The 19769-nt window shown below is 72.1% G+C and carries 19 protein-coding genes; 13 read left to right on the forward strand and 6 right to left on the reverse strand.

Going from position 1 to position 19769, the window contains the following annotated elements:
• Positions 1-86: 86 nt before the first annotated feature.
• The gene (locus AC060L_RS19570) at positions 87-1682 is read right to left on the reverse strand and encodes an FAD-dependent monooxygenase (protein WP_483800088.1); all 1596 of its coding nucleotides are present in this window, start codon (positions 1680-1682) and stop codon (positions 87-89) included.
• 102 nt (positions 1683-1784) lie between these two features.
• Here AC060L_RS19570 and AC060L_RS19575 point away from each other — a divergent pair, with 102 nt between their 5' ends.
• Positions 1785-3335 carry an outer membrane protein assembly factor BamB family protein gene (locus AC060L_RS19575; RefSeq protein WP_483800089.1) on the forward strand — a complete coding sequence of 517 codons (1551 nt, stop codon included), beginning with the start codon at positions 1785-1787 and terminating at the stop codon, positions 3333-3335.
• Between the two features lie 160 nt (positions 3336-3495).
• Here AC060L_RS19575 and AC060L_RS19580 read toward each other — a convergent pair whose 3' ends face one another.
• Both AC060L_RS19580 and AC060L_RS19585 read right to left on the reverse strand, forming a co-directional pair.
• Entirely contained in the window at positions 3496-3948 is a 453-nt protein-coding gene (locus AC060L_RS19580; protein WP_483800090.1) for an anthrone oxygenase family protein, read from the reverse strand.
• 400 nt (positions 3949-4348) lie between these two features.
• Positions 4349-4552, reverse strand: coding sequence for a cold-shock protein (locus AC060L_RS19585; RefSeq protein WP_030235313.1), 204 nt, complete (start codon positions 4550-4552; stop codon positions 4349-4351).
• Between the two features lie 423 nt (positions 4553-4975).
• Between AC060L_RS19585 and AC060L_RS19590 the strand changes: the two genes are divergently transcribed.
• The 5 genes from AC060L_RS19590 (at position 4976) to AC060L_RS19610 (ending at position 9440) form a co-directional block, all read left to right on the forward strand.
• On the forward strand, positions 4976-5854 hold the full coding sequence (locus AC060L_RS19590; protein ID WP_483800135.1) for a menaquinone biosynthetic enzyme MqnA/MqnD family protein: 879 nt from the start codon (positions 4976-4978) through the stop codon (positions 5852-5854).
• 161 nt (positions 5855-6015) lie between these two features.
• Positions 6016-7236, forward strand: a complete 1221-nt coding sequence (gene mqnC, locus AC060L_RS19595) for a cyclic dehypoxanthinyl futalosine synthase (RefSeq protein WP_483800091.1) — start codon at positions 6016-6018, stop codon at positions 7234-7236.
• A gap of 11 nt (positions 7237-7247) precedes the next feature.
• Positions 7248-7865, forward strand: a complete 618-nt coding sequence (locus AC060L_RS19600) for an imidazolonepropionase-like domain-containing protein (protein ID WP_483800092.1) — start codon at positions 7248-7250, stop codon at positions 7863-7865.
• Positions 7866-8069: 204 nt separating this feature from the next.
• On the forward strand, positions 8070-8645 hold the full coding sequence (locus AC060L_RS19605) for a hypothetical protein (protein WP_483800093.1): 576 nt from the start codon (positions 8070-8072) through the stop codon (positions 8643-8645).
• A 102-nt stretch (positions 8646-8747) separates the two neighbouring features.
• A complete protein-coding gene (locus tag AC060L_RS19610; protein ID WP_483800094.1) occupies positions 8748-9440 on the forward strand; it encodes a demethylmenaquinone methyltransferase in 693 nt (230 codons plus the stop codon).
• 32 nt (positions 9441-9472) lie between these two features.
• Here the strand turns inward: AC060L_RS19610 and AC060L_RS19615 are convergent, their stop codons facing one another.
• Entirely contained in the window at positions 9473-9958 is a 486-nt protein-coding gene (locus tag AC060L_RS19615; RefSeq protein ID WP_483800095.1) for a GNAT family N-acetyltransferase, read from the reverse strand.
• Positions 9959-10166: 208 nt separating this feature from the next.
• Here AC060L_RS19615 and AC060L_RS19620 point away from each other — a divergent pair, with 208 nt between their 5' ends.
• From AC060L_RS19620 to AC060L_RS19650, 7 genes are read left to right on the forward strand one after another with little or no spacing between them, the layout of a single operon-like run.
• Positions 10167-10994: an SCO2525 family SAM-dependent methyltransferase gene (locus AC060L_RS19620; RefSeq protein ID WP_483800096.1), complete on the forward strand. Its 828-nt coding sequence runs from the start codon at positions 10167-10169 to the stop codon at positions 10992-10994.
• A gap of 48 nt (positions 10995-11042) precedes the next feature.
• Positions 11043-12899, forward strand: coding sequence for an SCO2524 family protein (locus AC060L_RS19625; RefSeq protein WP_483800097.1), 1857 nt, complete (start codon positions 11043-11045; stop codon positions 12897-12899).
• A 3-nt stretch (positions 12900-12902) separates the two neighbouring features.
• On the forward strand, positions 12903-13823 hold the full coding sequence (locus AC060L_RS19630; protein WP_483800098.1) for an SCO2523 family variant P-loop protein: 921 nt from the start codon (positions 12903-12905) through the stop codon (positions 13821-13823).
• A gap of 19 nt (positions 13824-13842) precedes the next feature.
• Positions 13843-14832, forward strand: a complete 990-nt coding sequence (locus AC060L_RS19635) for an SCO2522 family protein (RefSeq protein WP_483800099.1) — start codon at positions 13843-13845, stop codon at positions 14830-14832.
• Positions 14829-15920, forward strand: coding sequence for an SCO2521 family protein (locus AC060L_RS19640; protein WP_483800100.1), 1092 nt, complete (start codon positions 14829-14831; stop codon positions 15918-15920). Before AC060L_RS19635 ends, AC060L_RS19640 begins: the two co-directional genes overlap by 4 nt.
• Before the next feature lie 45 nt (positions 15921-15965).
• Positions 15966-16925: a DUF6879 family protein gene (locus tag AC060L_RS19645; RefSeq protein ID WP_483800101.1), complete on the forward strand. Its 960-nt coding sequence runs from the start codon at positions 15966-15968 to the stop codon at positions 16923-16925.
• Between the two features lie 57 nt (positions 16926-16982).
• Positions 16983-18290 carry a geranylgeranyl reductase family protein gene (locus AC060L_RS19650; RefSeq protein ID WP_483800102.1) on the forward strand — a complete coding sequence of 436 codons (1308 nt, stop codon included), beginning with the start codon at positions 16983-16985 and terminating at the stop codon, positions 18288-18290.
• A 19-nt stretch (positions 18291-18309) separates the two neighbouring features.
• Here AC060L_RS19650 and AC060L_RS19655 read toward each other — a convergent pair whose 3' ends face one another.
• Together AC060L_RS19655 and AC060L_RS19660 are read right to left on the reverse strand one after the other, a co-directional pair.
• Positions 18310-18852 carry an N-acetyltransferase family protein gene (locus tag AC060L_RS19655; RefSeq protein ID WP_483800103.1) on the reverse strand — a complete coding sequence of 181 codons (543 nt, stop codon included), beginning with the start codon at positions 18850-18852 and terminating at the stop codon, positions 18310-18312.
• Between the two features lie 73 nt (positions 18853-18925).
• Positions 18926-19624 (reverse strand): peptidylprolyl isomerase, encoded by a 699-nt coding sequence (locus AC060L_RS19660; RefSeq protein WP_483800104.1) that lies wholly within the window; start codon positions 19622-19624, stop codon positions 18926-18928.
• Positions 19625-19769 lie beyond the last annotated feature (145 nt).

Genomic DNA, 19769 nt, shown 5'->3' on the forward strand with positions numbered 1-19769 from the left:
TGCACTTTGGGGGGGTGGCCACTGCCCCGCCCTCCCCGGAGCGGGAGCGGCGGCCCGGCCGGCAAGCCGGGCCGCCGCCAGCGGGCTCATCGGTGGCCGGACTCGGTGGCGGAGAGGATCTGCCGTAGGGCGCTGAGCAGTTCGGTGGCGTCGGTAGGCGGGTGGGCGGCGCGCCAGGCGGTGTGGCCGTCCGGGCGGACGAGCAGGGCGCCGGTGGTGGGGAGGCCGAAGAGGCTGGTCCAGTCGTCCGCCGGTGCGTTCAGGGCGTGGACGGTGAGCAGGAGGCCGGCGGCGGTGACGGTGTCTGCCTGGTGTTGCCAGGCGGGGTCGGCGGCCTGGGTGAGCAGAGTGAAGGTGAGGTCCGGGCTGATCAGGTCCAGCGTGGAGCGGCTTGCGGGCGATCCGGCCAGGCGCAAGTGCGGTGCGCGGTGGCCGGGTTGGCTGCTCGGGCGGTAGCCGTCCGGATCAATGGGTTGGCTGGCGGGTGTGTCGGGGTCGGGGATGACGGCGGTGGAACGGTAGGCGGCGCTCAGCAGCAGCTCGTCGTCGATCCGGTAGCTCGTCCGGGCCCGGGAGTTGGCGAGGGAGAGGTCGATCACCCGGCGGGCGACCGGGCGGCGCTCGGCCTCGTAGCTGTCCAGCAGCGCCTCGCCGGCCAGGCCGCCGGTGACGGCGGCGAGCTTCCAGGCGAGGTTGTCCGCGTCGCCGATCCCGGTGTTCATCCCGTGTCCGCCGGTCGGCGGGACCACGTGGGCTGCGTCGCCCGCGATCAGGGCGCGTGACTCGCGGTAGGCGTCGGCGAGTTGGGCGTCCATCCGCCAGGTCATGGTGTCCTGGACGGTCACTGCCAGGTCGGGCAGGCCGGCGGCTTCTCGGACGAGCCGGGCCAGTTGGGCAGGATTGCCCAACGTGGTGGAACTGTCGGCGTGTTGGGGGTCGAACGGGCGCTGGTAGATCCACCGGCGGTCGTTGTCCACCGCCAGGAACCCGCCGCGCCCGGGCTCGGTGAGGAAGTACGAGGCGCTGGCCCGGTCGGCCACCACCTCGCCCAGCGGCGCCTCGAAGCGGATGCTGAGGAAGTGGTTGAGGCCCGTCGGGCCGTCCATGGCGATGCCCGCACCCGCGCGGACCGTGCTCGCGGCGCCGTCGCAGCCGATCAGCCAGTCGGCGCGTACGGTCCGCTGCTCGCCGGTGGCCCGGTCGGCGAGGACGGCGAGCACGCCGTCGGGGCCCTGGGTGAAGGAGAGCAGCCGGGTGGAGAACTGGACTGCGCCGGAAGCGAGTTCGCGTGCGCGGCGCAGCAGTACGGCCTCCAGGGCGTCCTGCGGACAGAGCACCCCCGGTGACGGGGTGTGCTCCTCGCCGTCCGGTGCCTGCCGGACGACTCCGGTGCGGACGTAGTCCGGGTCCACCAGGCTCCGGCCACGGAAGAAGTAGACGTGCTCGGCCGGGAGTCCCGCCCGCCGGACGGCTTCGTCGAGGCCGCAGCGTCGGAAGATCTCCATCGAGCGTGCCGAGATCCCGCGCGCCTTGGGGTAGGGCGAGGTGTCCGGGTGGGACTCGGCGAGCAGGTGGGGCACCCCGTAGCCGGAGAGCAGGATCGACAGGGTCAGGCCGACCGGGCCGCCGCCGACGATCAGTACGGGTGTGGTGGTGGTTGCAGTAGCTGTCGGTTCGCGCATCGCGGGTCCCTTGGATTTCGGCAGCGGATCTTGACGTGCTCTGCCATGATCACCCGAGGCCGCCGCCACAGGGCGGCCGAGACTTCTCGGGGGAGAGTGGCGATGACTGGGGAACCCAGCGACAGCACGGGCAGTCCCACGGACAGTCCCACGGGCAGATCACTGTGGCGGAGGATCGTCGAAGCCGAGGGTGCGGGCACCAAGCTGACGATCACCGGGGGACTGGGCGGCGCGTTCTTCGGGATGCTCGGTCTGGGCGCGATCTTCGGCCCGGACTACGGCTACGGCGGCGACAGCCTCACCTGGTTCGGCGGCATCAGCGTCCTCGGTCTGCTGCCCTTCGGGGCCGGCCTCCTCTGTGCCTTCTTCAAACCGCTCCTCGGAGTGCCGTCGATCGTGGTCGGCGCGCTGGCCGGGTTGGGCGTCTTCGTGCTCTTCGCGGGTCCGGGCCTGGGCACTGCCTGGCAGGCTCCGCTCGACCGGCCCACGGACGTCCGCGCGGTGGGCAGTTGGACCAGCGGCGATCTCGTGGTCCGGGCCCGTCCCGACCAGGTGGTCGCGTACCGCGGTGCCACCGGCGAGGTCGCCTGGCGCTGGACGCCGCCCGGCGAGGACTCCGTCTGCGCGATGAGCCGCGAGACCGGCCACGGTATCGGGCTGCTCGGCCACGCCGCGCTCAACCAGCCGTGCGCCGCCGTGGTCGCGCTCGACCTGACGAGCGGCACGGTTCGCTGGACGGCCCAACTGGCCGCGCCGGACCGCATCGGCGACTCCGCCGCAGCCGGTCTGCTCGCGATCGCCGGTGACCGTGCCGTGCTCCAGGAGGACGGCGACTGGCGTGCCCTGAACCTGGCGGACGGCACTGCCGCCTGGCGCAGCGCCACCGACCCGGGCTGCTCGCCACTGCGCGTCGCCGGTGGCGCGAACTCCGTGGTGACGGTGGCGAACTGCGGCACTGCTGAGCCGGTGCTGCGTTCGCTGGCGGCTCAGGACGGCCGCTGGCAGATGCGCATCGAGCTGCCGGTCATCAACGGGCTGAACGACACGGCCGTGCTCTCCGTGGACCCGCTCACCGTGTGGGTCGACGAGAACGGCGACCGCGGCACGCACGCCGTGCTCAGCTTCGACCAGGCCGGCCACCTGCGTTCCTCGATCCCGGTCTCCGGTGACGAGTACGACCTGGACATCGCGCTGGGTGGTCCCGGCTACGACTTCGCGTCGTTCGCCGCCCGCCCGCTGTACGGCGCTGTGGTGGCCGGCGGGCTGCTGATCGCACCGGCCGAGAAGCCGAACGACGTGACGTTCAGTAGGAACAAGAACGGCCTCAGCCGGAACGCCACCGGCCGCCTCGCCGCCTACTCGCTGGCCGACGGCAGCAAGAAGTGGGTGTCGGGGCTGGACGACCAGGTGATCGGTGTTTCGGTGGACGGCACTGGCGCTGATGCCGGTGCCGGCGCCGGAGTCTGGGTGCTGACCCGCGACACCCTGGTCCGGATCGACGTCGCCACCGGGCACCGGACCGCGAGCCTGGGCATCAACAGCGGTGTGTCGTACCTGCCGGTGGACCTCGCGGCCGCCGGCGCCGACCGCTTCACCATCGTCTCCCAGGACGGCACCGGCGCCGAGCCGCCGGTCGTCGGCCTGAAGCACTAGGGCCTGTCCGGCGGATCTTGCCGGGCGCGCGACGCCGGGCATCCCGGCTGGACGCACCGCAGAATCGCCCAAGTACGTCCAGTACGAGGGCGACTCTGCGGCACGCCCAGCCGGGCGCCCAACGCCGCGCGCTGATCCGACAAGATCCGCCGGACAGGCCCTAGGCGACGGCGAGGGCAACGGTGAACAGCGCGAAGGCGAGCACGATCACAGCCACCCGCAGGTAGTGGAACCGGTCCCACCGCCCCGCCTGCTGCTTCCAGTCCGCCGGCGCGCCCTCCTGCGCCCAGGTCACGACCCGCGAGTTGATCGGCACGAGGATCAGGACCGACAGCAGCACGCTCAGCACGAGCAGCCCGACGCCGGTCGCGATCAGTGCCGCGCCCGAGCCGCCCCACGCCAGTGCGGTCCACGCTGCGGCGAGGACGAGCGAGCCGATGTACCAGAACGGCATGACCCGCCCGAGCACGCGCCCCCCGTCGCTGCGGGCGGCGAGTCCGCCGTCCTCCGGGAGCCGGTCGAGGATCGGGTTGACGAACACCGCCACCGCGAACTCCACGCCCACCATCAGCCCGACCACGACGACCGTGACGACGGCCAGTACGTCTTGCATGTCCCCTCCTGAAGGGAATTTCTAGCGGCGCTAGATCCTGGTGCAATGCTAGGCATGTCAGCGCTAGATTGTCTAGCGTTGCTAGAATTTTTGGCATGGGAGTGCCTGTCGGGCCGTCAGTGGGGAGCCGGGATGCGGGAGTTGTCGCCGGGGTGGCGTGCGGGGCGCATGGGGGGAGTGTGGCGTGACGTACGCGCCGGCGCCCTGTGGGGCGGGCGGGGCTCGTCGGCGGTGGCACCGACGGCGGCGTCGAATCAACGGCGGCGTCAACGGCAGGGGGCCCGCCGTCCGAAGAAGCGGCGGGCCCCCTTGGGTACTACAAGTCATGCTCAGCGGCCCGGGGCGGACCGCCGGGGGACCCGGCTCGGGGCGAGGTCCTGAGCGATCAGATCAGAGGTGATCAGATGGCGGTGACGTTCTCCGCCTGCGGGCCCTTCGGGCCCTGGGTGACGTCGAAGCTGACCGCCTGGTTCTCCTCCAGCGAGCGGAAGCCGTTCGCGTTGATGGCGGAGTAGTGGACGAAGACGTCGGGGCCGCCGCCCTCCTGGGCGATGAAGCCGAAGCCCTTCTCAGCGTTGAACCACTTGACGGTTCCCGTGGCCATGCCGTTCTCCTTGCGAGGGACGTGTTGGTTGCCACACCGTGTGACATCCGGTCCGCTGCGCTGATCGCCCCGCCTCCGGAGTGGGCCCGGAGTTTTTCGCACAATACGCAATGCTGAAAAACTACAAAAAGCCCGCGGTTACATGCTCCGCAGGCTTCAAGTACTGCAAGGGGAATCAAACTGCAACTGGATGGAACGGTAGCACGGAGGCGCGGGCTCGACCAGGGGTCTCTTGAGCCTCCAAGAGGCGTGTCGGGTACTACGTGAGAGGTGTGTCGGGGAGGGGTCGCGCCGAGTCGCCGAGGTGCCGGGCATACCCTGCGAAGACCGGACGAACGGGCGAGGGAGCACGTGGTGGCTGATCTGCTGGATGGCGCGCTGGCAACGGGCGGCGAGGGCGACGCGGGCCCTGTGCGCGACGGGTTGGAGCTTGTGGCGGGGGCGGTGCGGGAGGCCCGGCCGAGAGTGGGGCACATCCAGTTCCTGAACTGCCTGCCGCTCTACTGGGGGCTGGCCAGGACCGGCAGCCTGCTCGACCTCGACCTGACGAAGGACACCCCGGAGAAGCTCAGCGACCTGCTGGTGAGCGGCTCGCTCGACATCGGTCCGATCACCTGTGTGGAGTACCTGCGACACGCGGACGAACTTGTCGTACTTCCTGATATTGCGGTCGGAAGTGACGGCCCCGTGATGTCCTGTGTGATCGTCAGCAAACTGCCACTGGAGGAGCTCGACGGCCGGCCGGTCGCACTCGGCTCGACCAGCCGCACTTCCGTTCGACTGGCGCAGCTGCTGCTCTCCGACCGGTACGGCGTTCAGCCGGAGTACTCCAGCTGCCCGCCGGACCTGGACGCGATGCTCGCCCGGGCCGACGCCGCCGTGCTGATCGGCGACCCGGCGCTGCGCGCGACGCTGGAGGTCCGGCCGGACTCCGGCTACGTGGTGCACGACCTCGGCCAGATGTGGAAGGACTGGACGGGCCTGCCGTTCGTCTTCGCGGTCTGGGCCGCTCGGCGCGAGGTGGTGGAGAGCCGCCCCGAGCTGGTCGCGGCGGTGCACCGGGCGTTCCTGGAGTCCCGGGACCTCTCGCTGGCCGAGGCCGACCAGGTGGCCGAGCACGCGGCGCGCTGGGAGGACTTCGACGCGCCGGTGCTGGAGCGCTACTTCAGCGAGGCGCTGGACTTCTCGCTCGGCGAGCGGCAGCTGGCCGGGATCGCCGAGTTCGCCCGCCGGACCGGGCACGACAGCGGGTTCGCACCGGACGTGACGATCACTCTGCTGGCCCCGGCCGTCGCGAGCTGACCCGCGCAGCGGCGGCGGCGCAGGGGAGACGGCGGGGCTGGACCGGGTGGGCAACGTGCGGTAGAGGGCGGCCCGAGGGGCTGGCGTAGGCTGGTTCGGTCATGCCGCCGGGGTCTGCGGACCAGCCCCCGGCCACCCCTGGAGAGAAAGAAGGCCGCCAGGTGACCGAGCTCGCCGCGCCCCTCGCCGCGCCCAGCACCGACCTGCAGGCCGTCCTCGACCGGGCCGCCGCCGGTGGCAGGATCTCCGCCGAGGAGGCGCTGGAGCTGTACCGCTCGGCGCCGCTGCACGCGCTCGGCGCCGCTGCCGACGCGGTGCGCCGCCGCCGCTACGCCGGTACCGAGCACATCGCGACGTACATCATCGAGCGCAACATCAACTACACGAACGTCTGTGTGACGGCGTGCAAGTTCTGCGCGTTCTACGTGCCGCCGAAGAGCGACAAGGGCTGGTCGCGCGACCTGGAAGAGATCCTGCGCCGCTGCGCGGAGACCGTCGAGCTCGGCGGCACCCAGATCATGTTCCAGGGCGGCCACCACCCGGACTACGGCGTGGAGTACTACGAGCGCGCGTTCTCGGCGATCAAGAAGGACTTCCCGCAGCTGGTGATCCACTCGCTCGGCGCCTCCGAGGTCGAGCACATGGCCCGGATCTCGAACGTCTCCGTCGAGGAGGCGATCACCCGGATCCACGCGGCCGGCCTCGACTCCTTCGCCGGCGCCGGCGCCGAGCTGCTGCCGGAGCGGCCGCGCAAGGCGATCGCGCCGCTCAAGGAGTCCGGCGAGCGCTGGCTGGAGATCATGGAGATCTCGCACGGCCTGGGCGTGGAGTCCACCTCCACGATGCTGATGGGCACCGGCGAGACCAACGCCGAGCGGATCGAGCACCTGCGGATGATCCGCGAGGTGCAGGACCGCACCGGCGGCTTCCGGGCGTTCATCCCGTACACGTACCAGCCGCAGAACAACCACCTCAAGGGCTCCACCCAGGCGACCGTCTTCGAGTACCTGCGGATGATCGCGATCGCCCGGCTCTTCCTCGACAACGTGGCGCACATCCAGGGCTCCTGGCTGACCACCGGCAAGGAGGCCGGCCAGCTCTCGCTGCACTACGGCGCGGACGACCTGGGCTCGGTGATGCTGGAGGAGAACGTCGTCTCGGCGGCCGGCGCGAAGCACCGCTCCAACCTGACCGAGCTGATCCACCTGATCCGCACGGCCGGGCGCACTCCGGCGCAGCGCTCGACCACGTACCAGCACCTGCGGGTGCTGGACGACCCGGCGAACGACCCGGTGGACCCGCGGGTCGCCTCGCACATCGCCTCCACGGCGATCGAGGGCGGCACCGCGCACCCGGAGCTGAAGATCCTCTCCACCAACTGATCCGCCGACCGATGCTGACCCTCCACCGGGCCGCCGTTCTGCGGCCCTCCGGCACCGCCTCGTCGATCTCCGACGGGGCGGTGCTGGTGCAGGGCGCGGTGGTGGCGGGGGTCGGCCCGTTCGCCGAGCTCGCGGCGGCGCATCCGCAGGCCAGGGTGCGGGAGTGGCCCGGACTGCTGGTGCCCGGCCTGGCCCAGCCGGCCGGGCGGCTGCTGCTGGAGCGGCGCTACCACCCGGATCCGCGCGAGGAACTGGGCGAGCGGCCGCTGCCGCTGCCGGTCGAGCTGCCCGACTCGCACTACGGGGGTCTGGGCGGCAGCGCCCGGCGCGGGCTCCAGCGGATGCTGGCGCACGGGACGACGGCGCTGGCCGGGCCGTTCGAGCTGCCGGCGATCCGGACGGCGGTGAGCCGCTCGGGGTTGCTGGTGCTGTCGCCGTCCGAGCTGCCGAGTACTGCGGTGGGCGAGGAGCGGGCCGAGGGGCTGCATGGGGTGCCGTACCGGTCGCTTACGGTCGGAGATCGGGCGGATTTCGCCATCTTCGAACAATCCGAACAGTCCGACGATCGCGTGACCTCACGCTGCCTCGGCACCGTCCTGGCCGGTCGCCTGCTGCACCGGACCCGCTGAAACCCGGCCCTGAGCGGCCATCAGCGTTCTCCCGCAAGGCCCGTCCGCAGTCGAACTGCGCTCCCCGGCCGATGCCCTGATCCGCCCTCGCCGTGACCTGAGGGGGCGCCAGCAGTTACGATCCCGGTTCGGCCCCGCTGACTCCTCCCAGGTGGGCGGGCCTCTCCAACCCGCCCCTCACGGGAAGCCAGGTCCCGCACACCCATGCGATCCCCGTCCGCCACCGCCCCCAGGATCGGCCGAGGTTGGTACCTCGCGGCGGTGCTCAGCGCCGTGGTCGCGCTCGGCATGTGCGTGCTGGGCTGGCGGCAGGCGGACCTCGCGGACAAGATCGGCGCGCACCCGGTGCAGGTCCAGGGCACCATCACGCAGCTGCCCGGCGGCAGCGCGACGTACAGCGGGGTCAGCTACCGGGCCGACGGGCAGCAGCACCGGGCGGCCGACCTCAAGCTGCCGGACGACGCCAAGGTCGGCGACCCGATCTGCCTGGAGCACGCGGCGCAGGACGCGGGCGCGGTCCGGGTCTGCCACCAGCACTACCCGCAGGCGGCGGGGGTGCGGCTGGCCCAGATCAGCGTGCCGACCGCGCTGCTGATCTGCGCGCTCTGCGTGCTGCGGATCCTGCGGCACCGGCGCAACGTGGTCTTCCGGGCCCGGGAGTCCCGGGTGTACGCGACGGTCGCGCTGGCCACCGAGGCGCTGGCCGAGGGGATGCCGGCGATCACCCACGGCAAACGCTCCCGGCGCCGCCGCAAGGGCGGCCGCCGCGCACTGCGCTGAGCCGCCGTGCGCTGAGCCGTCGCCCACTGCGCCGAGCCGCCTCGCGGCGCCGCGCCGAGCCCCGGCGCAGCGGCGCGGCAGCCAGGGTGAAGAATGGGGTGCGTGACCCGAGCATCCCTGGACAAGCAGCCGCACGAAGTCGCCGCCATGTTCGACGACGTCGCGGCCAAGTACGACCTGACCAACGACGTCCTCTCGCTCGGCCAGACCCGGCTGTGGCGCCGCGCGGTGGCCGACGCGGTCGGCGCGGGCCCGGACGACCTGGTGCTCGACCTGGGCGCGGGCACCGGCACCTCCTCCCTGCCGTTCGTCGAGGCCGGCGCCAGGGTCATCCCGTGCGACTTCTCGATCGGGATGCTCACCGAGGGCAAGAAGCGCCACCCCGAACTGCCGCTGACCGCCGGCGACGCCACGAAGCTCCCGTTCGCCGACGCCTCCTTCGACGCGGTCACGATCTCCTTCGCGCTGCGCAACGTGCACGAGACCGAGGCCGCCCTGGAGGAGATGTACCGGGTCACCAAGCCCGGCGGCCGCGTGGTGATCTGCGAGTTCTCCACCCCGACCTGGACGCCGCTGCGCACCGTCTACACCGAGTACCTGATGCGCGCGCTGCCGCCGGTGGCCACCAAGGTCAGCAGCAACCCCGACGCGTACGTCTACCTCGCCGAGTCGATCCGCGCCTGGCCGGACCAGCCCGCCCTGGCCGCCAAGCTCCAGCAGGCCGGCTGGACCAAGGTCGCCTGGCGCAACCTGACCGGCGGCATCGTCGCCCTGCACCGCGGCACCAAGGCCTGAGCACCAGGCCTTCCCGGGCCGGTGGTCGGCCGTCAGTCCCGTAGCTGCAGGGCCATGATCAGCCGCGCGCCGTCGGGCCCGAAGTACTCCGGATCGACGCGCAGGTCGCGGAACCCGAGCGAGCGGTAGAGGCGCAGCGCCGACTCGTTGTCCGGTGCGACGCTGAGCCGCACCTCGGCGACCTTGTCGGCGGCCAGCAGCTCCAGCCCGTCGGTCAGCAGCCGGCGGGCGTTGCCGTGGCGGCGGGCCCGGGGCAGCACGCCCAGGCCCAGCACCCAGCTCAGCTGCCCGTCGGACGTGGTGGCGAGCATGTTGTAGCCGACGAGCTCGCCGCCCTGCTCCAGCAGTAGCAGCCGGCCGCCGTGCACGTCGAAGTTCTGCCGTAGGACGAAGTACGGGTAGGCGTGCCGCCCGAAGATCGCCCGGTCGAGCCTCGCGATCCCCGCCAGATCGGTCTCGGTCGCAAGCCGTACTCGACCCGCTTCGCTCGCCTCACTCGTTCGCGTGAACTCTGGCACATCCTGGCCTTTCACCCGGCTTGACTCGGTGAGATTTGCTGTGAAGCAGTGGCTGAGAGTGTCCTGACGGGTATTCTCCGTGCCCGGCGAGTACTCCACAAGGCTCCTGCGGGACGCTATCCTTGACCCTCCATCGAGTGAATGATGCGCTCAAGATCCTGACGTATCAAAAGAGTTGACGGGGGGTCAGCCGGTGCAGGCTGTGCGCATGAACGTCCTGCCCGCGGCGGCTGAGAGCACCCCTGAGGTCGAACCCGAAGGCGAGGCCCAGCCGTCGGACACCGATGACAGACGGCGGAACGGGGACGCCGACTGGGACGCCTTCGACGCCGACGCCTACCTCGAGAAGAACTACAGCAAGCTGCTCCCCGAGGACCGGGAGATCCTGACCCTCGTCCGCGAGCACTTCGCCGAGCACTTCGAGCACCACCCCGGCGGCGGCCTGCACGGCCTGGACGTCGGCACCGGGACCAATCTCTACCCGGCGCTGGCGATGCTGCCCTGGTGTTCGCGGCTCACCCTCTTCGAACGCTCCGCGCGCAGTGTCGCCTGGCTGCGTGGTGAGGTCGCGGCGTACGGCGCGAACTGGGATCAGTTCTGGCGGCTTCTGGCGGACCGCCCGGTCTACCGCGATCTCGGCGACCCGCGCGCGCTGCTGGCCGGCCGGGTCCGGGTGCTCCAGGGCGACCTGTTCACCGACCTGCCGGACGAGCCCGCCGGCATCGGCACCATGTTCTTCGTCGCCGAATCACTCTCCACCGCGAGCGACGAGTTCGAGAGCGCGGTGGACCGGTTCGCCGAGGCGCTGAGCCCCGGCGCGCCGTTCGCGGTGGCCTTCATGATGAACTCGAAGGGCTACGACGTCGGTGCGCTGGACTTCCCCGCGTGCGAGGTGGACAGCAGCCACGTATCGGCGAGTCTGGACCGGCACGCCATAGAGGGTCTGGTGGTCAAGACGGTCGTTCTCCCGCCCGAGGACCGGGTGCGCGCCGGATACGACGGCATGGTGCTGGCGCTGGGGCGGATGCGCCCGTAACGGACCGGGGCGGCGGACCGGGCAGACCCACCGAGGCAGGGGTGAGAGGTGCGGATCAAACCACGCCAGCAACTGCTGGAGCTCTGGGAGGCGGTCGCCGCGCAGGGCCGGCACGGCCGGCTCGCCGACACCGGTGAGGGCGGTGAGGGCGGCCCGGCCGGCGCCGTGCCGAACAGCGTCAGCGACGCGGAGCAGCTGCTCTGCCTGCTGTATCCCGCCACCGAGGTTCCGGCGCTGGGCCTGGACGTGCCGGACGAGACCGCCGAGGACGTGCTGGCGGCGCTGCGCAAGCTCGGCGACAGCGTCGAGATCCCCCGGGTGCTGATCGACAGCATCACCGGCTACATGGCGCGCCACCGCGACGGCGACACGCCCACGTTCGCCGGGGGCGACTACTTCGACAGCGCCGAGCCCGGGGTGCCGGTGACGCCGGAGCAGCGGGCGCTCGGCGTGGTGGACGCGTACTCGATGTCGATCACGCTCTCGCTCGCCACGCTCGGCTTCCTCAAGGTCTTCACCCCCAAGGTGACCAGACCCGACCTGCGCCGCAAGGTCGCCGAACTGGAGGAGGCGACCAGCGCGCGGCTGTCGGCCGCGATGGCCGCCCTGCTGCGCTGCTTCGCGGTGAACGTCTTCGAGGCCGACTCGGAGCGCGGCGCCGCGCTGGTCGAGATGATCAACCGGACCGGGGCGCCGAACCGGTCCGTCGTCCAGCAGTTGCAGCGGCGGCTGCAGCCGCTGCGCGCCACCATCCGCGACTACTTCACGATCGGCCTGACCAATACCGGTGACCTGGAGAACGAGAACCTGCTGTTCGAGTGCGGCTGGTCCTGGGGCGTGCTGGAGAACGCACCGCCGGTGGACACCACCGAGCAGGTCGGGGTCCAGCCGGACGGCGTGGCCGACGCCGTGCCGTACCTGTACTTCACCGTGGTCGCGCTGGACGGCATCGCCGACCTCTTCTCCGAGCGCACGCTGACCCTCGGCCTGCTCAACGAGGGCCAGCAGCGGATGTCCCAGGCGCTGCGGCTGCGCTGGGAGCTCACCCAGCAGTACTGGTCGACGCTGGCCCGGTTCGACGACCAGGCCTGGCCGCTGGAGAACATCCCCTGGCGCACCACGGACCGCCAGCAGTCGCTCTACTTCAGTCTGCTGGTCAGCTCGATCGTGGTGCAGGACCTGCAGCGCCGCCGGGCCAACGACGACGACCTGACCCGGACGGTGACGGTCCTGGAGGAGCTGGCGATGCGCTCCAAGACCACCCGGCAGCTGGTGCCCGGCGACACCGCGCTCTCGCTGCACTACCCGGGCGTGCCACTGACGCTGCTCGGCAGCGAACGGCTGGGCCCGCTGCTGCGCTGGTCGGTCGCCGACTTCTCGGCCCAGCTGCTCAAGCGGACCATCCAACTCGGCGGACTCTCCCGCAACATCGGTTCGCACGACCGGCTGGTCCGGCTCGCCGAGGGCGTGATGGACCAGCTCTGGGAGCGCCGGATCGGCACCGGAGAGGGCGCCCGGCTCTGGGACGACATGAGCAACGTCTACCCGCAACTCGGCGTGGAGGGCCGCGAGCTCTCCTGGAGCATCACCGAGCGGGTGGTGGAGAGCCTGGTCGCGGCCTCCCGGATGATCGCGCAGAGTCCGATCCGCAGCTCCCGGCTGATCGACCTGGCCACCGACCTGCTCAGCGAAGCCGACCACCAGCTCGACCGGGAGCTGATGCAGGTGGCCGGCGGCGGGTTCGCCTCGGTGCACAGCATGCTCCGGCAGGCCGAGGCCCGGTTGCAGCGGGCTCGCCGGATGCTCCGCGACCGGCCCGGCGCCGCCTGCGCGCTGGCCTACCAGGTGCTCGGCTCGCTGGACGAGCTGGCCGCCGCCCGGCGCTCGGCATCCTGGGGGGACTGAGCGGTGCTGATCTTCGCGATCTCCGACAAGGGCGGCACCGGACGCTCCGTCACCAGCGCCAACATCGCCTACCGGCGGGCGCTCGGCGGGGACGACGTCTGCTACCTCGACTTCGACTTCGGCTCGCCGACCAGCGCCGCGGTCTTCGACGTCCCCAGTGCGCAGCGCGGGGTCGAACGCGGCGGCCTGCACTCGTACCTGCGCGGGGACGTGGCCGAGCCGCGCCGTGTCGACATCTGGGCCGAGACCGAGAACTCCGGTCTGCGCCCGCGCCCGACCGGCGCCGGCCGGCTGGAGCTGCTGGCCGGTGACCGCGGCGGCGGCGAGTTCACGCCCGGCCCGGACACCCTGCGCCGCTGCTGCGAGCTCTTCCTGCGGCTGGCGGAGGAGTTCGAGATCATCCTGGTCGACCTGAGCGCCGGGCGCTCGTACGCCGCGCAGCTGGTGCTGGAGGCCACCTCGCGGCCGGAGTTGGCCGGGCTCGCCTCCCGGTGGCTGGTCTTCCACCGGTGGACCCGTCAACACATCATCGCCGCAGCGGGGTTGGTCTACGGCGACCGGGGCATCATGGCGATCGGAGCACTCGGCGGACACGACGAGGACCGGCTGCGGGAGTCGGTCCGGTTCGTCCGGGCGGCCGTGCCGGAGGCGGCCTCGCCGATGTTCAGCAGCCTGCGCCCGGCCCAGGCACTCTGGTTGAGCATCTGCGACGGGGACCTGACCCGGCTGGCCGGCGAGCACCGGCTCGGCCCGACTCGCACCCTGGGCAGCGTGCCTCTCGATCCGGTGCTCCAGTGGCGTGAGCAACTCATCACCGACGACGACGTGTTGACCAGCCAGGTGGCCAACCTGGAGACCGTGCAGGCATTCGCGGACCTGGCCGCCGGACTCACCGACGACCAGCGCTGGGAGTCGCCATTGTGAGAGGGAGTGAGGGGGAGTGATGGGGGCCAGGGCGGAGCAGGAACCGATCGACACGACCTTCCGTGAGGTCTCCTCGGACCCGCGGACCGCGGCGCTTCCGCTGTCCCATCTCTCCCTGGAGCTGGGCCACTTGTACATGGAGGACTTCGCGGCCGGGCCGCAGCGGCTGCGCGAGCAGTTCGCCCGGGTCCGGCCATGGGCGGACGCGGCGCGGGCCGCCTGCGCCGTCCCGGCCGGCCGGCGGCGCCGGATCAGCACCTGCTTCCTGGTGGACGACTACTTCACCCGGTTCTCCTCGCCGGCCGAGGTGGTGCCCCAACTGATCGAGCAGGCGGCCGAGTCGGGGCTGGTGATCGACTACCTGGCGCGCGAGTCGGCCTGCGCCGAGGCGGTCACGGCCGGTGGCCCGGTGCACCCGGCCAAGCTGGTGGAGAGCCGGCTGGTGCCGGCCCCGCCGCCCGGCAGCACCGGTGGCCGCCCGCCGGTCGCCGAGACCGGCTGGCTGAGCAACGGCGAGCGCTCGCCGTCCGCGCCCGCCGAGGCGATGCGGGCCGCCACCGGCTGGCGGCCGCCGCGCGAGAGCGAGGCCCGCCGGCACTCGGTCTTCCTGGACGTCGAGCTCTGGGACGAGCAGGGCGGCCGGCGCACCTGGTCCTGCCCGTTCCTGGCGGCGGTCTGGCAGCTGCTGCGGCTGGGCCTGCTGCGGGACGAGGGGCGCGAGGTGCTGGCACCCGTGCCACGCGGCGAGGCCTTCCCCGACTCCTGGGACGGCCTGCCGCCGATCGTCCGGCTCAACCCGGCCGCCGATCCGTTCACGGCGTACCGGACGGTCTCGGTGCTGGCGGGCCGGTTCCTGTCGATCGAGCACGCGGTGCGGGTGGTGCTGGACCAGTGGTCGGCCGAGGACCCGGTGCTCGCGCAGCTCGCCGACCGGGCCGGACGGGAGGGGCTGGTGCTGCCGGACGCGATCGCGGAGCGGGTCGGGTACGTCTTCCACGGTGCGTCATGACGGCGGGTACCGGGGCGGCCGCGGCCGGGAAGGCGGCCCGGGCCGGGGTGGTACGTGCCGAGGCTGCGCGGGCTGATTCTGCGCGGGCTGAGGCTGCGCGGGCCGGCGAGCCGCTGATCCTGCTGGGCGAGGTGCGCACCGGACTGCTCCAGCACTCGGTGGAGCTGCCGCGCGCCGCGGCCGTCCAGCTGCTGAACCTGCGGCACGGCGAGCGGGTGCGCAGCTCGGAGCGGCCGAACAGCCAGGTCCTCTCGCCCGAGCTGCTGACCGGTGTGGACTGCGCGCTGCCGAGCGTGGCCGGCCGGGCGGTGCGCGGCGTCGGAACCGCGACCTCCCGGGCGGTGCTGACCGAGGGGCGGCTGGTGCAGGCCTCGGTGCGGGCCCGGATCGGCGCCGCGGGCGGCAGCATCCGGCTGCCCTGGGGCCACTACCTGGCCCGGCCGGGGGCGGTGGAGCCGCTCGGGCGGTTCGGTGCGACGGACCTGGTCGGCGGTTACCTCGGCGCCGGCGCGGCGGACGGCGCGGGTCGGCAGCGGGATCCGGGCCTGGATCCGGGCCCGGCTCTGGACCTGGGCGCGATTGCCGAGCGCCTGCTGACCGAGCTCCAGGGCCGCCCCGGGCTGGACCGGCGCGCACCCTTCCGCTCCCGGCGCACCCGGCTGCGCTGGGCGGCCGTCCAGGGCTCGCCCGCCGGCGCCTGGTTCACCGTGGAGGACGGCACGCTGCGCACGCTCCGGCTCACCCTCCCCGAGCTGGAGCCGGCCGCGGCGCCCGCGGTGGCCGCGTTCGCCGAGGACCTGGCCCGGCACGACTGGCTGCTGACCACGCTCGTCCAGCAGATCGAGCGCAGCGGCCTGGGCTCGGCTCCGGGCCCGGAGCCGCTGCTGCGGCTGCGCCCCGCGGTCAACCACCTGCTGCACCTGTGGATGCCCGGTGCGCGGGTGGACCACGCGCTCGCCCCGGTCTGGGAGAGCCTGGAGGTCCGCCCCGGATTCAGCCGCCAGTGGGGGGCCGGCGTCCAGCGCATCCGCGATCACCTCGCGCTGCAGGCCGTCGGCCTGCCGGCGCACACCCACCAGGGAGCCTGACCCTGCTCCTTCCGCGTTCTTTCCGCACGTACGGGGGGTACCGACGTGGCACACGAACAGCACCGGGGCCAAGCGGAGCGGCGGATGCCGCCGCTGCTGCGCAAGATCCTCACCGCCTCCATCTCGGGCGGCATCACGCTGGCGATCACCGAGATGACCAAGCAGTCCATGATCGAAGGCGTCAACCTCTCGCTGCTGGTCGGCGGGATCGCGCTGCTGGTCGAGTTCCTGGTGGAGTTCGAGGAGCGGTTGACCAGCCTGGAGGAGGCGCTCGGCGAGCACCACCGGGCGATGCGCTCGCTCGTCGAGGACGAGTTCGACCGGGTCGGCGAGGCGACCCAGCTGTTCCGCACCATGGAGAGGTCCTGGCTGGGCAACGGCGTGGTCGGCCAGTTGATCCGCAACGCCTCGCAGCTCAGCGAGGAGCTGCCGCCGATCATGCGCTCCTTCGTCGAGAAGGAGATCGGCTGGACCGCGCTGACCCTGCGCCAACTCCAGGTCGGTCGGGCCGTCTACGAGGGCGAGGACCAGGATTGGCTGCTGCGGCTGACGCACAGTGCCGTGCTGAGCATCGACGCCGTCAGCACCTCGATCGACCTCGGCTACTGGACCACCGAGGTCGGCCGCCGCTACCTGGCGGCGCAGCGGGCGGCGGTGCGCCGCGGCGTGCCGGTGCGGCGGGTCTTCGTGATGGACGAGGCGGAGACGGCCGTGATCGCGGAGATCCTGCGGGTCGGCCTGACCCAGGCGGCGCTGGGGATCAGCGTCCGCACCGTCTCCACCGCCGACCTGCCGACCTGGGCGCTCGGCGCCAACCCCGACTACATCGTCTTCGACGGCGCGGTGATCTACGAGGTGGGCATCGACGAGGTCTCCGGGACGAACGACCACCGCCCGATCGCCCGCACCTGGCTGGAGCGCAGCGAGACGACTCTGGCCAAGCGGATCCAGCGGTTCGAGGACCTGTGGACAGTCGCCCGGCCTGTGGCGACGCCCACCCCGTAGACTGCTGCGGTCAGTCGGCGGGCCCGCGCGGCCTGCCCCGCAGCAGTTCTCAGGAGAGTGCCAGCCGTGACCGAGACCGCCGTCGAGAGCACTGCTGTGGAGAGCACCGCGGACGTCATCGTGGTCGGGGCCGGTCCGGCCGGCGCGACCACTGCGTACTACCTGGCCCAGGCGGGTCTGGACGTGCTGCTGCTGGAGAAGACCGAGTTCCCGCGCGAGAAGGTCTGCGGCGACGGTCTGACGCCGCGTGCGACCAAGCAGCTGGTCGACATGGGCATCGACGTGTCCACCTCGAACGGCTGGCTGCACAACAAGGGCCTGCGGATCATCGGCGGCGGTGTCCGGCTGGAGCTGGACTGGCCGGAGCTCTCCTCGTTCCCGGACTACGGGCTGGTCCGCAAGCGGGCCGACTTCGACGAGCTGCTGGCCCGTCAGGCCGAGAAGGCCGGCGCCCGGCTGTACGAGAAGTGCAACGTCAGCGGCCCGGTGCTGGACGAGCGGACCGGTCGGATCATCGGCGTGCAGGCCCGACTCGGCACCGAGAAGCGGGAGGTGGAGTTCCGCGCGCCGCTGGTGGTGGCCGCCGACGGCAACTCGACCCGGCTCTCGATCGCGATGGGCCTGCACCGGCGCGAGGACCGCCCGATGGGTGTCGCGTACCGGACGTACTTCACCTCGCCGCGCAGCTCGGACGACTACCTGGAGTCCTGGCTGGAGCTGTGGGACACCCGCGGTGGCGAGAAGAAGCTGCTGCCGGGCTACGGCTGGATCTTCGGCATGGGCGACGGCACGTCCAACGTCGGCCTGGGCATCCTCGACTCCTCGCCCGCCTTCGGCGAGCTGGACTGGCGCGACGTGCTCAAGTCCTGGTGCGCGAACATGCCCGCCGAGTGGGGCTACACGCCGGAGAACATGACCGACCCGATCCGCGGCGCCGCGCTCCCGATGGCCTTCAACCGGCAGCCGCACTACACCCGCGGCCTGCTGCTGGTCGGCGACGCCGGCGGCATGGTCAACCCGTTCAACGGCGAGGGCATCGCCTACGCGATGGAATCCGGCCAGATCGCGGCACGCACGATCGTGCAGGCCCACGCCCGGGTCACCCCGGGTGGGCGTGAGCGGGCGCTGCAGGCGTACCCGACGGTGCTGAAGGACGTCTACGGCGGCTACTACACGCTCGGCCGCGCGTTCGTGAAGCTGATCGGCAACCCGAAGGTGATGCAGATCGCGACCCAGCGCGGGCTCACCCACCCGATGCTGATGCGCTTCACGCTGAAGCTGCTCGCGAACCTGACCGACCCCACGGGTGGCGACGCGATGGACCGGATCATCAACGGCCTGGCCCGGGTCGCGCCGAACGCGTAAGGCGTAAGCGGCAGTCGGCTCAGCGGCTCCGGCGGAAGTCGCGCATGTAGAAGACCTTGTCGTAGCGGCGCTCGCCGACCGCGACGAAGTCGGGCAGCCGGCCGTACTCGGTGAAGCCGAGCGACCGGTAGAGCCGCAGCGCGTTGGCGTTGTCGCCGCGGGCGTCGAGGGTGAGCACCTCGATGCCCGCCCGCCGGGCGTCGTCGACCAGTGCGGCCGTCAGCGCCCGCCCGACGCCGTGCCCCTGCGCGGCGGCGGCGACCGCGAGCTTCTCCAGGTCGGCGTGCGGCCGGTGGGTCGGCCGGGCGTACCGCAGCCAGTAGCCCAGCCCGGCCAGCCGCCCGTCGACGTACGCCGCGCGCAGCGCGCCGTCCCCGGACCGCACCGCGCCGAGCACGTCGTCGAGCAGCCGTCCGACCTCCTCGCGCGACGGCGGGTCCACCCAGCCGAGCGCGGCTCCCGCGCGGACCAGGTCGGCCAGGATCAGGTGCGCGGCATCGGCGAACCCGGCGGCGAGGTCCGGGGTGGCGGTCAGCTCGGTGGCGTCGAGGATGGTCGGCATCCGGTCAACGTACCGCTGCCGGCTCCCCCGACCGGGCGGTGGGGCGGGGGAGCCGGCAACGGCGGGCGGGGGATCAGCGGTTGGTGATCCGGACCTTGTCGATGTTGACCGGGAGGGTCGGGAAGCCGTCGCCCGGGCCGTTCTGGTCGTCCTCGCCGCCGGCGGCGATCTTCTGCAGGACGTCCATCCCGCTCGTGATCTTGCCGAACGGGGTGTAGGCGGGCGAGAGCTTGGTGTCCTTCCAGACGATGAAGAACTGGCTGCCGTTGGTGTTCGGCCCGGCGTTCGCCATCGCGACGGTGCCGGCCGGGTAGGTGGCGCCGGTCAGGTTCTCGTCGTTGAAGGAGTAGCCGGGGCCGCCGCTGCCGGTGCCGGTCGGGTCGCCGCACTGGAGGACCCAGAGCCGCTGGGTGGTGAGGCGGTGGCAGTGGGTGCGGTCGTAGTACTCGTGCTCGGCGAGGAAGCGGAACGAGAAGGTGGTGCAGGGGGCCTGCGCGGTGAGGGCCTGGAAGGTGACCGTGCCCTGGCTGGTGCGCAGCACCGCGTGGTACGGGCGGGCGGCCTTCGCGGCGTCGAAGACCGGGATGCCCTTGAAGTCGTCGGCCGGTACGGAGGCCGTGTAGCCGCAGTTGGGCGCCGTGCCGGTCGGGGCGGCCGCGGTGGCGGGCGCGGGCCGGGCGTCGGGGCTGACGGTCGCGGCGGAGGCGGCGCTGGTCGCGCAGAGCACCAGGGTGGCGGCGGCTGCGGCGACGGCGAGGCGCGTACGGGCCATGTGAGGACCTCTCAGGACGGCGGGACGGCGGGGGGTGATAGCGGGCGGATAGCAGGCGGCGCGAGTGACAAGGGTGACATGTCCACACCCTCATGCCCAGGAGTGCCGGACGTTATTCCTGTTGATGCCTGTTCAGCAAACAAAC

The sequence above is a fragment of the Kitasatospora sp. NEAU-69 genome, from assembly GCF_057158765.1.